The sequence below is a fragment of the Stutzerimonas tarimensis genome (assembly GCF_042648805.1).
Lineage (GTDB): Bacteria > Pseudomonadota > Gammaproteobacteria > Pseudomonadales > Pseudomonadaceae > Azomonas > Azomonas tarimensis.
In genome coordinates, this window is the sequence record NZ_JBHRXZ010000009.1 from 1 (window position 1) to 14,165 (window position 14,165).

Consider the following 14,165-nt stretch of genomic DNA (forward strand, 5'->3'; position numbering starts at 1 on the left):
GGGCTCCACTGGGGAAAACAGGGAGCCCAGCATCCGGAAACGGATAGCTCAGTTGAAGGTGGGGTTTATGGAGCGCTTACGTTGCACTCAGCTCCTGCAACCGCCCCTTTAAGGCGAGCCCAAAAAGATGGGGCATGTTCATCTGTCGCTTGGTCACAGACGGTAATCACGATCTTCGAATGCTAACTTGGCCTTACTGCTCAAGCCAAGGGGGAAAAACGCCTGCCACCGCCATGCCTTCCGCCGCCAAGTGGTTGAACATTGACTCGGAGAGAATGCTGCGAAAGTTGTGGTGATTGCACATGAACAAAACTTTCACTGGAGGATTCCTTTACTGCTGATCCTGGTCGCGCGCATACGTGCTGGTCGCAAGCCGCCGCTGCTCGTGTTTGCATTGTTCGCCGCGAGTGTTTCGACGGCGGCGTTCAATGTCGGTTATGTAAAGTGCTCGCAGTTCGACCGCGAGTTCAAACGACTCGTCAGCCTAATGCCCCTAGCCAGATTTTAGTGGCTGAAATCGACGTATGACCTGACGGCGCCGGCCATGCCATTGATGTACGCTTCCTCGTATTGACGACAGAGGCAGTGAGGTTTTTCTTGCTATTTCCTGCCAGCCATTAACGCGAGCGAAGGCGAACACGGCATAATGAGTCGCCCAGCATCAACAGCGTTTCATGAAGCACGTCAATATCGGCGCAGATACTGGCGAAATCCCAGTTTCGGTTAAACGTATCGGAGGTGCGGTGATAAGTATTCGAGTCGTAGAAATCATGCCGCTTCATGCCTTCTTGCACTCCCCCTTTAAGTAGATTGCTTCCGGTACTTACTTGGACTGATGGGATGCCGATCTTCGCGAAGCTCGCCTGGTCGGATCGGTAAAAATAGCCCGCACGAGGCTCATCATCGAGCGTGATAAGCCGGTTAAGAGATTTGCCTGCGCGCACGAAGGCTTCGGGCAGGTCTGACTGATCTCCGTCCACTAGGCTTAGGTCGTGGGTTTTGCCAATAGGTACGAAGCCGTCGACGTTGAGCGCAGCGACCACATTCAGCCCGGTCTCGGTGATCAATTGCGCTACCCGCGCGGAGCCGAGCATGCCGACCTCCTCAGCAGAGGTCCAGGCAAAGAGTACAGTGCGACGTAAAGGCGCCGCAGTTGCCAATCGTCTGGCAAGTTCGAGCAATACCGAAACGCCAATGGCATTGTCGACAGCGCCAGGATAGTAGCCTCGGGGCTGCGTCCTATCCGAAGTCTTGCCCAGGTGATCCCAATGCGCGCACAGCAATACACATTGGCGAGGAAACAACCTCCCTTTTTTCATGGCCAAAACATTTCGACAATGTCGGATGCCAATGTCGAAATTCAAATGCAGCTGCAGGCAGGCATTTAGCCGGCAGGCGCGATTGGCCATGGGCCAAGGGGCAGCCACGAAAGCATCCAGGTCGACTCCTGCCGTCGATAATAACTGCCGCCCAAAACGCTCACTGCAAATGCTCTCAAACTCCAAACCGCTACGCACCGCCCCCGGCAAAAAACGAAACGCACGGCGCATCTCGTCTCTGACCAGGGGGAAGGCGCTGCCGAACAATTCATCAGTGTGGACAATGATCACGCCTGCGGCACCTTGTCGAGCAGCTTCCTCGTACTTGTATTCCCAGCGGCCGTAGTAAGTCATTCGCTCACCCAAGAAACGCTCGCCCCCGGGATCGTTGGGCAGTACCACCACCACTTTGCCAACGACATCGATCCCGGCGTAGTCATCCCACTTGTATTGCGGCGCAATGATCCCGTAGCCGACGAACACCAGAGGCGTGTTGTTGAGCGTAACGCTGGCCTGTTGGGAGCGAATCAGTAACTCATCCTTGTGCAGCAAGTCGTGCTGCGACCCGTCGCCGAGGCTGAGCATCTGTAGGCTATTCGGTCCAGGCCTGGCGGTGGCGCAGCCCAAGGGTACCGACTGGAAGAAACTTCGGCGCCCGTGCCACCCCGTCAGTCCTAATGCTTGCGCCTTCCTGGCAATCCACCGCGATGCACGCCAACCTCCTGGTTCCCCGGCGCTTCGTCCGGCGTACAGCGGCCCTGATAATGTTCGGCAATGGTTTGCGAGCTCTACGGCATGAGCCTTGTGTCTGAGGTAGCCACGAAAGGCCGAAGCCTGCTTCGATTTTTGTTTCGTCTTTTTTGGCAGTGACCGACGCATGCAAGCTCCCCCTACTCTTCGATTATTTTGAACAAGCGGGTGGCGTTGTCGAAAAATACTTGTCGGTGGTACTGCTGATCTATTGCCTTGGCGCACGCGGCGACATAGTTCGGATAGTCGACGGATGGCCAGCCTGAGCCGAAGATGAGCCTGTCCGGCTTGCCGGTATAGTCGAGCATCCAGCGAATCGGGTCGATCATCAACCTGTTCAGCGTCGCTGGCGAGACCTGGTTCAATGGCCCTTCGACGATCGAGCTGAGATCGAGCCATACATTATTGTTTTTTGCTGCGATAACTGCGGCATCGGTAAACCATGGATTGCCACTGTGTACTAGGAGAAAATTTATCTGCGGATGGTCGACGATAACCTCGTCCAGGCTCAACGGATGAGCATACTTGAGTCTGGAGCGATGCCAGCCAGTGTCGCCGGTGTGCAGAAGCACGGGGACATCGAACTCGTGGGCGAGCGAGTACAGGGACTCTAGTCTGGAGTCGTCGGCGTAGACCGGCATGAATCCTAAATTGATTTTGATCGCCACGTAAACGCCGCTGGCCAATCCCTGCACCAACGAGTCGTGACACCATTCAGGCTGGGCAATGACTGCGCATCTAGCCACGCCCAGCGCCTTTAAGGCCTGGGCACCGCAGGCGGGCGCATGCGAGTCTGTCACGGATGCGCGAATATTGAATTGAGATTTCAGTGCTTTGAATGCCGGCAGATCGCCGGCCGCAGCGAACTCGGTATGCACATGTGCGTCGAAAACTGGCCCGGAATAACTATTCATCGAAAACTTCCCTGTGAATCGATCATTACCACCGCACGCTAATAATCTTGTGCAGCCTCGAAATGCTAACTACTGGCACTGCTGTAGGATCTGAGAGCAAACAGCCAGAACACCCGGGAAAGGCAAAGAAATGCAACCGCGAACAAAAACGCTCCCATGACTGCCTGCCATTCGACCAGACCCATGGCCGCTGCTACCGGGACATTGGAAACGAAATACACCGGAACGAGGAACGTTAATATCATGCGAATCGTTTGTGGGAAAGCCATTACCGGGAACCGGGCAATCTCCATTAGGGTGTAACTGATGATCCAGACATCTCCGATCTTTACGAACCAGATCGACAAGGTGCAGGTGATCAGGAATAACGAGTAGAAAATTGCCACCCCTGCGGCCATAAGCCCGACGAAGGCCATCAGGTTGCCTATCCCCAGCGCACCCTCGCTTTGCATGGCGTAAATTACCACCCCCCCGCCAATCAATACGCGTGGCAATTCCCAAAGGCTGATTTTGGAACAAGACACTAGAAACTGGCTGTCGACCGGACGCACCAGTAGATAATCCAGGTCCCCGGTACGCACCTGCTCCGACAACGCGTGCAGGCTTGGAAACAACCAGACCTCAAGCAAACCTTCCAGTATCAGTGCCACCCCGAACAGTGCCAGCACTTGGTACAGGTTCCAGCCGCCTAGGGTGTCGACTTCAGTGAACATGGCATCAAGGAAGTACAGTGCCAGAAGCATCCCGACCACGGTGTTCAGCGCGTTGGTAAGGGCGTTGATGCGAAACTCTAGCTCGGCGAGCATCGAATGTCTGATCAACGCGTATAGAACTTTCAGCGTTCTAAGTTTCATATGCCGGCTCCAGAAAAACGCTTCAAGCCCCGTCGCCAAAGTCCCCGGCGAAACGCGACCAGCACCGCCACCCAGAACAGCTGAACCGCAAAACCGTGTAACAGGTCGACACCGACGACCTTGCCAATCAATACCTTGACGGGAAAATCCAGCGACGCGGAAAACGGCAGCATCGCCACTAGGTATCTGGAGGTTTCAGGGAACAGATCGACGGGAATCAGCATACCGCCCAGAACGGTGTACATCGACCAGACCATCGCATCCAGCGCAAGGGAGTTGGCCATCCAGAATGCCAGCAGGCCGACACAGTAATAGATATGGAAAATGATGATCCAAGCCAGGACGAGCGAGGCCAGGAAGAGCGGTATTCGCCATACGATGGACGTCAGGTCAATCGCGAACAACGAGGCTCCCACATAGAACACCGTAACCACGATTGGCGCGCGCACCAACATCTGGCCCAAATGCTCAGCCACATGGAACCAGAATGGTGCAATCGGTTTAAGGAGACGGCCCGACAGGGTTCCTTGGCGTATCTCATCGTTGAGAACAAAGATCACCCAAACAGCGGTCAACTGCCTGACCAGGTAGATGCCCAGGAAATACGCCACAAAATCGCTTGCCGTATAGCCTCCGATCACTTTATCCCTTGAGAGCTCCCACCAGATCATCATCATGAACAGCGGCGCAACGCCGCTGATGAGCCACACGAACAATTGGGCCCGGTATACCACGGTGACCAGAACGCTCATGCGGATCAGGCGCCCGGCGATACCAGGCCACGAAGCAAAGGCAACCATTAGGCATGCTCCTTTGGCAGCAATAAGCGCGGGAATGCCTGTTCCAGGGAGGGGCTCTGAATAGAAATGTCCGTCACCGGAAAGCTGGCCAGCAACTGAGCCACGGTGCTGGCGAACTGCTCCTCTGCTACCAGCAGTTCGGCGCTTTCACTGTCCAGATTGACTAACTTGCCATAGGCACCAAGATCTTCACCGCTGACTGCGTAGGAAAAGCGCAGGCTGACCCGGCGCTCATTGACGTGCGCCTTCACTAATGCCTGCCGGCCACCGTCGAACACTACACGACCACGATCGAGCACAATGACCCGGCTGGCTAGTGCTTCGATGTCTGCCATGTAATGGGATGTGAGGATGATCGTTGCGCCGAACTGCTTATTGTAATCGCCAAGGAATTTGCGAATCGCGACCTGCATTTCCAGATCCAGGCCAATAGTCGGTTCGTCGAGAAACAGGACGCTCGGACGGTGCAACAGCGAGAGAGTGAGCTCGCATTTCATCCGCTCACCCAGGGACAGTTTCCTGACCGGACGGCGAATGATGTCACCTGCCGACAGCAACGCACACAACTCGTCGATGCGCCGTCTGCACTCGACAGCCGGAATATCGTAAATGGCGCCATGCAGGTTAAAGGATTCCAGCGCTGGAAGGTCCCAGGTTAGTTGTTGCTTTTGTCCCATGACCAAGGCGATCGATTTGAGAAATTCGGCTCGCCTTTTGAAAGGATTGTGGCCCAGCACCGACAGGTGCCCGCCGCTGGGTCTTACGATGCCCGACAGCATTTTTAGGGTTGTGGTTTTACCCGCGCCGTTGCCGCCGAGAAAACCGACCACCTCACCCGTCTCGATTGAAAAGGAGACATCTTGCACAGCGGGAATGTACGCCTTCTCGCGACGCAAATACCTGAGCAAGCTGCGCGAATGGTCGTCACGGGCGCGGTATACCTCGTATACCTTGCTGATACCACACAGCTCGATTGCTTTTGACATACCTCTCCTTGAAATTCCGCATTCCGTTCAGTCAAGCGCCAGCCAAGCACGTGGCGATCCGTGGTATTTACTTGGCTGGCCGTGCCATAGGCTCCCCGCTTACCGTCGCCAACGTTGCCGTTCAGGACCGCGTGTCTACTGGCTGCGAGCCAGCAACCGGGCCTGATGCCATTCAAGATCCACGTTCGCCTCAAGCACTAGGCAGAACGAAGGTGCGAGCCGTGACTGGGCCAGCAAGCCTACCTCAGCCACTTCATCCAATATAAAGCCGGCCGCTTTGAGCATCGACATCGTCTGGTTCAAGTCGACCGTGGCCATATGCACCAGGCACGATGCCTGTGACAGATCCAAAGGACCACGGTAGCGTGGCGCATGGCGACTCATAAAAGCCAGCCACTGGTGTCCGATGGTAAAGCGCCCCTTATCTACTCCACCCGTGCCTGTCAAGGCACCGAGACTGGCGTGGTAATGACGTTGATCTAGCTCAGGCCGATCGCAGCGCAGGGACACGGCGGTGATCGCAAACAGGCCATTATCCGATACCCGCGAGGCAAGGTCCGCACCGGTGCCCCGCAGGTACTCAATCAATGACACCCCCGCGTCCCCTGCACAGCGTGCAGGCAAGTTTGTGATCAACCATGCCGGTTCGTCATCACCCAACGGCGCCTTTGTGGTCACCGCTAGCGTTTCACGTTGCGAGGTTGGCAGGCTTTCAACCGCAGCCATCAGATCAGTTGAACAGAGCCAGATCGAGCAGCAGCCCGCGGGCTGATCCTCTTCGGGAGCGAAACTGTAGGAACAGAATTCCAGATACCCCCCGCTCACTCTGAAGAAAGCGCTAATCCGACCATCGCTGTGGCGCACCTGCCGGGTGTGCTCCATGAAACCAGCACGAACTAATTGCTCGATGACATCAGTGAACTGACTCGCCGATAGTGAGTAGACGATGTGATCCAGGCGAGATATCACCAGCCACTCCTTCTTAAATGCGAGCGCAATCCGTCCATGGTAATCAGCAAAACTCCCTGCTGCATTTAATCATGTACTGGCTTCGATGGTTTGCGTCCTCGGGTGCACACGGTCAGACCGAACTCCTGCACGCCACCGCTCTTTATCTCCTGTTTGACCGATTGCAAACCCGCAGCCTTGAATGCATCAAGGTAACGGTTTTGTGGCCAGCGCGTCAGCTTCACCCCTAACTCCTGCGACCAGTCTCGTGAATCCTCGCTTTCTTCATAGTAGTCCACCATGACGATCAGCTCCCCGCCCGGCGCAAGCAGTCGCGCGGCTTTTTCTATTGCAGCGGCGATATCCTCGAAGTAATAGAAAACCTCCATGGAAAAGATCAGATCGAATTGCATACCTGCTGGTGCGTGCCAGCTCAGAAAGCTCCCGACGTCGATGTCGACGTTGTCCAGATCCTGCACTCTAGTGGCGCTCATATTCGCCATTTCTTGGCTGAGTTCCACTGCGCGGACATAGCCTTTGGCGAACTTCGATCTGGCGATGTACTCGAGCGCATAACCATTGCCTGGCCCGATTTCCAAATATCGACCTTCACTAGATTCAAGTGCGGACAACACGGGCTCGACCCGAGCCCAATGTTCGCGGGCCATGTCCACAGCACCGTCCTCGATGGCCCATTCGTCGAAGAGCGTCTCGACATCCAATTCGTGACTCATCCAACACCCCTTTTTGCAAGGATTCGATCCACATTAGCGGACCCATTGATAAAAATGTACTGCATTACGATGTGAGCCGATCACCAGATGACCGTCGTCCGTCAGCAACGGCGAAGAATGAAACCCTCCACTGTGCTCGAGACACCACAAGGTTTCTCCGGTGTGTTGTGCCAGGCAGTGCAGGCGTTCATCGGTGCCTACAAATAACGCATCGCCACTTGGTAACACAGTAAAGGGCGTGTACCTGGACTCGCACTCCACATTTACCCGCCACAACATTTCAAGGGTATGCAGGTCAATCCCGTAAACATATCCATCGTTGCTGCCGACATACGCTATTCCCTGGGGTGACAGGCTCGGACATGAAACCACAAAACCACCAAAGCCCCATTCACAGCTTGCACCGAGCTCGCAAGATTGTTTCAAAACTAGCCAGCCATCTAAAAAATCAAGAAAGTAAAATAAATATGGAACAGCGCATTGGGACAAATATATTCATAGGTCATGGGCGATCCCTTTACTGGCGCGAGCTTAAAGATTTCATAGAAACCCGCCTCAATGTTTCATGGGATGAATTTAATCGCATACCCGTCGCAGGATTCACAAATATTGCTCGTTTGTCCCAGATGCTAGACCAAGCCGCATTCGCGTTTCTAATCATGACGGCAGAAGATGAGCAAAGCGATGGAAAACAGCACGCGCGAATGAATGTTATCCATGAGGTTGGGTTGTTCCAAGGGCGCTTAGGATTTGAAAAAGCTATTGTCTTGCTTGAGGAAGGTTGTGAGGAGTTCACCAACATCCAAGGGCTTGGGCAAATACGGTTCCCTAAAGGGAAAATATCTGCAATCTTTGAATAAATAAGACAAATATTAGAAAGAGATAATCTTATATAACCCGCCTAACAACAGGTTCAAATCGCTCGCTGCGCTCGCTGGGACGGGCTAAAGCCCGCCCCTTAACCAAACGTTATACCTCACTGGGGGGGCTGGATGAATTCACAAGATGTGATGGTAATTTTAAAACACAAGCCATCAGTCCATAAGCTTTGTTATGGTGCGTTCATCCAAGAAACAATCAAGCTAAAAGAAGGTGTACATGCAGTTCCTCTTAAAGCGCTAGGATTTCTGACGAATCAGAATACACGGCTAGATATGTAATTGAGATTTGCGGCGGCAATGTCGAGCAATCACAACTTGATGAATTGAAAAAGCAAGGCGTAAATGCTCTGCCGGTAATCGCTTTAGTTGTTCAACTCAAAGAAGAAGACACTCCCGAAGCGATGGAAAAATATGCCGAGTCAGAGTTAGAAATTCCCGAAAAAATTGCCGGATGGGTTGCCGGAGAAAAACTAACACCATTCTCTTACATTACATGTAAATCAGACCTGAATTACTTCAGGACTGTACCGCCTCACAGCAGGCAACGACAAAGACTCGGGTTTGGAAACGTAGGTTCGGATTATGCCAATCAAATCCAGAGAATGGTTGAGTGCGCTCAAACAGATGAGCACTTTCTATTTGCACTAAGCCTCTACAGAGACGCATTAAGTGAAAGCAATCAGGTTTTCAAAATAGCTAGATTTTTTTCAGTTTTAGAAAGCCTTGCTTATAAACTAAAATCTCAAGATTGCCCTTCTCGCAAAGCCGTCAAAGAGCTTCTAGGGCTTACTGATGGCGCGATGGCTTGCTACAGTATTGCAGGCAAAGAATATAATTTTGATAGAATAGAAATTTCAGGACGACTCAGAGATAAGCTTTTTCATGGCGTCCCTTTTAGAGAAAATGACTTAAATCATGCGTCCAGGCATGTACTCGAATTACTCGAAAATCAGCCCGAGACTATAGCCAACACATTACGCGATGATTGTGAACTGGAATTTGCACGATGGGCAAATGGCGCTAGTAATGGGCTGAAGCCAAATAAAGTATAACAATGCGCTCAAATCGTTGGCTTCGCTCACTGGGACGGGCTAAAGCCCTCCCATTAGCTTAATCGTTATGCGCCCAGAGCATCAGGCTCCACCCTTCGAACTTAAGACAATCCCGCACGGAGGTGCCGATGATCCGTATCGTCATGATCGCCATGCCAGCAGCTGGCCATGTCAACCCTAGCGCGCCGCTAGTCCGCGAACTGGTCCGGCGCGGCATCGACGTCACTTTCTACGTCACCGAGGAGTTCCGCTCCGTTGCCGAGCAGGCTGGGGCCACCTTTCGCGCCTATCCCGACGGGACCATCTCCTCAAAAGTAATTGCCGATGCCAACGCTCACGGCGGATCGGCGAAGGTCGTACAACGACTATTGGAGGCGACGCAGACGCTGTTGCCGCTGCTGGAGTCGGAACTGCGGGAGAACCCGCCGGACGCGATCATGTTCGACTCGAACGCCCTATGGGGGCGAATGCTCGCAACCAGTCTGCGCCGTCCAGCGATCTCTCTTATGACTACGATCCTCGTCAACGCATCCGCGTTCCGCAGTTTGACTGTTCGCGAGTGTCTCGCCGTAGTGTGGGAGACCGCGACTTCTCTGCCGGGAACCCTCGGCGCGCGACGCCGGCTTCTGCGAAGCCCCGGTCGTGACCTCCTACCATCGAGTCCGATGTTCCCGGCCCGAGGTGATCTAACGATCTTCCCAATTCCTGCATGGATTCAACCCCCCGATGACCGGTGCGATGCGAGTAGCCACTTCGTCGGCCCTTCCATCGATGCCGCGCCACACTCCGAGGAGATTGACCGGCAACTCGAACGTCTCCTTGAAGACAAAACTCCCCTGGTGCTGGTATCCCTGGGGACACTGCACCGTGGGGGCGAAGACTTTTTCAGGTCTTGCATTGACGCCTTCGCAGCGCTGCCTGCGAACGTGCTACTGGTCGTCGGCCGTACCATGGACCCCGCCGATTTTGAGTCAGCGTCTTCGAACATAGTGGTGCGGGCCGTTGTGCCCCAACTCGCGGTGCTGCGGCAGGCGGCAGTGTTCGTGACGCACGGCGGAATGAACAGTGTGATGGAGGGGCTCCATTTCGAGGTGCCGATGGTCGTGATTCCCCAGCAGGTTGAGCAATTCCTTATCGGCCAAGCGGTCGCGGACCGTGGCGCGGGCCTTGTGCTGCGGCAACACCTCAGTGGGCAGAAGGTCAGCACGAGGGAACTACGGACAACCGTCGAGACACTGCTGGACGATTCGTCATACACGGCTTCGGCCCGCACTCTTGCGGCGACTCTGCACGAGGGCGGTGGAGCAATGGAGGCTGCCGATCTGATGGAACGTCTTCTCGGCAGGTTCGCCGCCACATGAGTATGACTCCACCGGAGGAAAATTGGGGACACAGGGGACAGACCCCGGTTTTCCACACCCAAACCGTTAGGGATCGTATCCAAAAGCTTTATCTGACGAGCCTAAGGTAAGTGAAAATAACGGGGTCGGAAACGCCGTATATTGTCTACCAGGCACTGGTACCTAACTAGTAGTTCAAATCGTTCGCTTCGCTCACTGGGACAGGCTAAAGCCCGCCCCTTAACCATACGTTATCCAATGACAAACAATTCCGCCAAGCTTGTCACCGATACGCTCACGCTAGCTGCCCGGCATGGCTTGTATTTGGCAGACACTGTGACGTTCAACGAGACGGGGCTCGACTTTCGGGTCGGATTTGCGACGGACACGGCGGGGCGGCGTTGGGTTCTCAGGATTCCCCGTCGCGACGATGTGCAGCCCAAGATCGAACGCGAGGCACGAATCCTGGATTTCGTGAAGCGCCGACTTCCGGTCGAAGTTCCGGACTGGCAGGTGCGGAGCCCTGATCTGGTGGCGTACCCCATGTTGACGGACCCCATGGCGCTGGTCTTCGACGCCGAGACCCATGCCGTCACCTGGAACATCGATCAGGAAGCCGAAACCTATGTGACAAGCCTCGCAGAGGTGCTCGTGGCGTTGCACGCGTCACCTGTGGCGGAAGGTGTGGCGTTCGGCATACCTGCCTCCTCTCCGGAAGAGGTACGGCTCAAGGTTCACCAGGACATGGAGCGCGTGAAGCAGGAAATTGGCATCGGCCGGGATTTGGAAGCGCGGTACCGGTACTGGTTGGACAACGACAAACTCTGGCCCGATTTCTCCGTTCTCACCCATGGCGATCTTTACGTCGGGCATGTCACCGCTACGGCCGATGCACGCGTTAGTGGTGTGATCGACTGGACGGAGGCGGAGATCAGTGATCCGTCAATCGACTTTGCAGGCCATCTCGCTGCCTTCAGTCCGCGGAGCTTGGAGCGACTCGTTGCCGCCTACGAACTCGCCGGCGGCCGTACCTGGCCAGACATGCTGGAGCACATCCAGGAGCGGCACGCCGCTTCGCCGATCAAGTACGGCATCTTTGCTATCAGCACGGGCAATGAGCAACACCTCGCGGCGGCCAAAGTCCAGCTCGGTGCGTAAAATCGTAAAATCAGGGACAGCCCCCGATTTCTCCTCTGACGGAACTTTAAGTTTTCAAGAGCCCGCGCTTGGTAAACAAACGGCCACCGATGCCGCTCGAAGCAGCCTAGGCCCCGCGGGGCAAGAGAGAACAGGAACCCTTTCCGTTTGCGCCTCCTACTCCTCCATCTCCCGGTTCCTCATCTAAGCGCCAGCCAAGCCTGAGTGTTGAGCATGTGGCAGCTCCTTCCGGCCAGCTGGGCGGAGTGAACCAAAAGGCCAACGGCACAATCCCTTTTTGTACACATTCAGAGCGATCCGGGTGGCTAGCGCATCCGCGCTTCGCATCAAGCCGCCCGAGGAGGATTCTTCGTGGCCGTCGTCACCCACCGCACTCATAGCACGCAGACAATCCACAGCGTCTCGCGCCACATACCAAACCCGCTGCACGCAACCCTGCTGGCTGGAACCGTTCCGCTGTTTCTTGGCGCGCTGCTGAGCGATGCCGCCTACTTTCGCACCTATCAGATTCAGTGGAGCAACTTCGCCGCCTGGCTGATTGCCGGTGGGCTGGTGTTCTGCGGTCTGGCGCTGGTGTTCGCCGTGGTCAATCTGATTCGAGCCGAGCACAAGACGGGACGCCCGCTGGTTTATTTTCTGCTGCTGCTGGCGACCTGGGTGCTGGGTTTCCTCAACGCTCTACAGCACGCGAAGGATGCGTGGGCGACCATGCCGGCAGGCCTGATCCTGTCGGTAATCGTCACCCTGCTGGCCTGTGTGGCGACATGGATCGGTCTTACCAACCTGCGTGCGGGAGGTGAGGCATGAGACTGGCGAGCGCACTTTGCGTCCCGACGATGGCGGTCCTGCTGAGCGCATGCGGCGGCGGCGAGCAAGACGCCGCCCAGCACTATGGGGCCAACCCAAGGCTTCCCGAACCGGAGCGGGGTCTGCTGCCCAGCATGCAGATCGCTGAACCGTCGCCGTGGGGCGATCAGCTGCCAACGGTGCCGGCTAACTTCACTGTCACGGCGATTGCGACGGACCTGAAGATTCCGCGCCAGACTCTGGTACTGCCCAATGGCGACATCCTCGTGGCTGAAGGTCGAGGCGGCAACGCGGCGCAGCTCAAGCCAAAGGATGTGATCGCCGGTTATATCAAGGCCAAGGGCAACACCTCGGTGGAAAGTGGCGATCGCCTGACCCTGCTGCGCGATGCAGATGGCGATGGCACCTACGAGCTGCGAACGGTCTACGCCGATGACCTCAACGCGCCGTACGGGCTGGCGTTCCACGAAGGCAATCTTTACGTGGCCAATCAGGACGCGCTGGTGCGCTTCGATTATCAGGAAGGCCAGACCGAGGCCAGCGGCCCGCCAACCAAGGTTACCGATCTACCGTCCGAGATAAACCACCACTGGACCAAGGCGCTGACCATCAGCCCTGACGGCCAATACCTGTATGTCGGCATCGGCTCGAACAGCAACATTACCGAGCGCGGGATGGAGGCTGAAGCGGACCGCGCGATGGTCTGGCAGATCAATGCCGAAACCGGCGCCTACAAGCCTTATGCGACCGGTTTGCGCAATCCCACCGCACTGGCGATCCAGCCTGGGTCAGGCGAGCTGTGGGCAGTCGTCAACGAGCGGGATGAGCTAGGCCCGGATCTGGCTCCGGATTATCTGACGTCGGTACAGGAAGGCGGCTTCTACGGTTGGCCGTATAGCTACTGGGGGAAAAACGTCGACGATCGCGTGCGCCCGCAGGACCCTCAAAAGGTGGCCAGCGCGATCACCCCCGACTACGCCCTGGGTTCGCACGTTGCCGCGCTTGGCCTGGACTTCTCCAGCGCTGTCATGGGCGAACAGTTCGCCGAAGGGGTTTTCATTGGCGAGCACGGCAGCTGGAATCGTAGACCCCCGGTCGGCTACAAGGTGATCTTCGTGCCGTTCAGCAACGGCCGGCCTTCAGGCGAGCCGGTCGATTTCGTCACCGGCTTTCGCACATCCGAAGACACGACCCGCGGGCGCCCGGTGGGTGTGACGGTCGACCCGCGCGGGGCGCTTATCGTGGCTGACGATCTGGCGAATACGGTGTGGCGGGTGACGCGCACTCAGTGATCCTTACAAGAGATTGGACGTGGGGACGAGGATTGGGGACAGACCCTGAGGAATCCCCACAAAATTCCCTTTTGCATCAGCCGGATAGCTTGAAAGAGCCTGCATGAGTCGGGCAGTTTGGTAGTCGCCAAACAAACCAACTTCCGAGACTCATGCAGGCCGTACGATTTTTACACAAGTCATTTTCCCAAGCACTCCCCACCATTCATGCTAAGCGCCTGACCTCCTTGATGAGTTGTGTTGCATCCTGAACGAGCCCCCTGAAAGACAGGACACCGTTTCCCCCTTACGATAAGGGATAGGCAAACGGTTATGTTTATGACTAATAGC

Annotated in this window: 14 protein-coding genes and 1 pseudogene; 6 read left to right on the forward strand and 9 right to left on the reverse strand. The window is 55.7% G+C overall.

The annotated features are described in order from the left end of the window. Positions 1–119: 119 nt before the first annotated feature. From ACFOMF_RS03995 to ACFOMF_RS04035, 9 genes and pseudogenes are all read right to left on the reverse strand, one after another. Positions 120–319: pseudogene (locus ACFOMF_RS03995) on the reverse strand (arsenate reductase ArsC); the annotation flags it as partial. 298 nt (positions 320–617) lie between these two features. Further along, on the reverse strand, positions 618–1,904 hold the full coding sequence (locus ACFOMF_RS04000; RefSeq protein ID WP_386361479.1) for a M28 family peptidase: 1,287 nt from the start codon (positions 1,902–1,904) through the stop codon (positions 618–620). A 305-nt stretch (positions 1,905–2,209) separates the two neighbouring features. Beyond that, positions 2,210–2,983 carry an amidohydrolase family protein gene (locus ACFOMF_RS04005; protein WP_386361481.1) on the reverse strand — a complete coding sequence of 258 codons (774 nt, stop codon included), beginning with the start codon at positions 2,981–2,983 and terminating at the stop codon, positions 2,210–2,212. 65 nt (positions 2,984–3,048) lie between these two features. Next, a complete protein-coding gene (locus tag ACFOMF_RS04010) occupies positions 3,049–3,837 on the reverse strand; it encodes an ABC transporter permease (protein WP_386361484.1) in 789 nt (262 codons plus the stop codon). Further along, the gene (locus tag ACFOMF_RS04015) at positions 3,834–4,637 is read right to left on the reverse strand and encodes an ABC transporter permease (protein ID WP_386361486.1); all 804 of its coding nucleotides are present in this window, start codon (positions 4,635–4,637) and stop codon (positions 3,834–3,836) included. Before ACFOMF_RS04015 ends, ACFOMF_RS04010 begins: the two co-directional genes overlap by 4 nt. Beyond that, positions 4,637–5,623 carry an ABC transporter ATP-binding protein gene (locus ACFOMF_RS04020; protein WP_386361488.1) on the reverse strand — a complete coding sequence of 329 codons (987 nt, stop codon included), beginning with the start codon at positions 5,621–5,623 and terminating at the stop codon, positions 4,637–4,639. Before ACFOMF_RS04020 ends, ACFOMF_RS04015 begins: the two co-directional genes overlap by 1 nt. A gap of 135 nt (positions 5,624–5,758) precedes the next feature. Then, positions 5,759–6,592: a hypothetical protein gene (locus ACFOMF_RS04025; protein WP_386361490.1), complete on the reverse strand. Its 834-nt coding sequence runs from the start codon at positions 6,590–6,592 to the stop codon at positions 5,759–5,761. Positions 6,593–6,657: 65 nt separating this feature from the next. Beyond that, entirely contained in the window at positions 6,658–7,305 is a 648-nt protein-coding gene (locus ACFOMF_RS04030; RefSeq protein ID WP_386361491.1) for a class I SAM-dependent methyltransferase, read from the reverse strand. Positions 7,306–7,338: 33 nt separating this feature from the next. After that, positions 7,339–7,584 (reverse strand): PQQ-binding-like beta-propeller repeat protein, encoded by a 246-nt coding sequence (locus ACFOMF_RS04035; RefSeq protein ID WP_386361493.1) that lies wholly within the window; start codon positions 7,582–7,584, stop codon positions 7,339–7,341. An 83-nt stretch (positions 7,585–7,667) separates the two neighbouring features. Between ACFOMF_RS04035 and ACFOMF_RS04040 the strand changes: the two genes are divergently transcribed. From ACFOMF_RS04040 to ACFOMF_RS04065, 6 genes are all read left to right on the forward strand, one after another. After that, positions 7,668–8,165: a TIR domain-containing protein gene (locus ACFOMF_RS04040; RefSeq protein ID WP_386361495.1), complete on the forward strand. Its 498-nt coding sequence runs from the start codon at positions 7,668–7,670 to the stop codon at positions 8,163–8,165. A gap of 344 nt (positions 8,166–8,509) precedes the next feature. After that, positions 8,510–9,238, forward strand: coding sequence for a hypothetical protein (locus ACFOMF_RS04045; protein WP_386361497.1), 729 nt, complete (start codon positions 8,510–8,512; stop codon positions 9,236–9,238). A 128-nt stretch (positions 9,239–9,366) separates the two neighbouring features. Continuing rightward, a complete protein-coding gene (locus tag ACFOMF_RS04050) occupies positions 9,367–10,599 on the forward strand; it encodes a macrolide family glycosyltransferase (RefSeq protein ID WP_386361499.1) in 1,233 nt (410 codons plus the stop codon). 237 nt (positions 10,600–10,836) lie between these two features. Then, entirely contained in the window at positions 10,837–11,736 is a 900-nt protein-coding gene (locus ACFOMF_RS04055; protein ID WP_386361501.1) for a macrolide 2'-phosphotransferase, read from the forward strand. 351 nt (positions 11,737–12,087) lie between these two features. Continuing rightward, entirely contained in the window at positions 12,088–12,543 is a 456-nt protein-coding gene (locus tag ACFOMF_RS04060; protein ID WP_386361502.1) for a DUF2231 domain-containing protein, read from the forward strand. After that, positions 12,540–13,835, forward strand: a complete 1,296-nt coding sequence (locus ACFOMF_RS04065) for a PQQ-dependent sugar dehydrogenase (RefSeq protein WP_386361504.1) — start codon at positions 12,540–12,542, stop codon at positions 13,833–13,835. Before ACFOMF_RS04060 ends, ACFOMF_RS04065 begins: the two co-directional genes overlap by 4 nt. The last annotated feature ends 330 nt before the right edge of the window (positions 13,836–14,165 follow it).

Excerpts from the sequence above, each read along its gene's own strand:
- ACFOMF_RS04000 (WP_386361479.1), bottom strand. The coding sequence starts at position 1,904 with ATGCTCAGCCTCGGCGACGGGTCGCAGCACGACTTGCTGCACAAGGAT.
- ACFOMF_RS04005 (WP_386361481.1), bottom strand. The coding sequence starts at position 2,983 with ATGAATAGTTATTCCGGGCCAGTTTTCGACGCACATGTGCATACCGAG.
- ACFOMF_RS04010 (WP_386361484.1), bottom strand. The coding sequence starts at position 3,837 with ATGAAACTTAGAACGCTGAAAGTTCTATACGCGTTGATCAGACATTCG.
- ACFOMF_RS04015 (WP_386361486.1), bottom strand. The coding sequence starts at position 4,637 with ATGGTTGCCTTTGCTTCGTGGCCTGGTATCGCCGGGCGCCTGATCCGC.
- ACFOMF_RS04020 (WP_386361488.1), bottom strand. The coding sequence starts at position 5,623 with ATGTCAAAAGCAATCGAGCTGTGTGGTATCAGCAAGGTATACGAGGTA.
- ACFOMF_RS04030 (WP_386361491.1), bottom strand. The coding sequence starts at position 7,305 with ATGAGTCACGAATTGGATGTCGAGACGCTCTTCGACGAATGGGCCATC.
- ACFOMF_RS04035 (WP_386361493.1), bottom strand. The coding sequence starts at position 7,584 with ATGTTGTGGCGGGTAAATGTGGAGTGCGAGTCCAGGTACACGCCCTTT.
- ACFOMF_RS04040 (WP_386361495.1), top strand. The coding sequence starts at position 7,668 with ATGAAACCACAAAACCACCAAAGCCCCATTCACAGCTTGCACCGAGCT.
- ACFOMF_RS04050 (WP_386361499.1), top strand. The coding sequence starts at position 9,367 with ATGATCCGTATCGTCATGATCGCCATGCCAGCAGCTGGCCATGTCAAC.
- ACFOMF_RS04055 (WP_386361501.1), top strand. The coding sequence starts at position 10,837 with ATGACAAACAATTCCGCCAAGCTTGTCACCGATACGCTCACGCTAGCT.
- ACFOMF_RS04065 (WP_386361504.1), top strand. The coding sequence starts at position 12,540 with ATGAGACTGGCGAGCGCACTTTGCGTCCCGACGATGGCGGTCCTGCTG.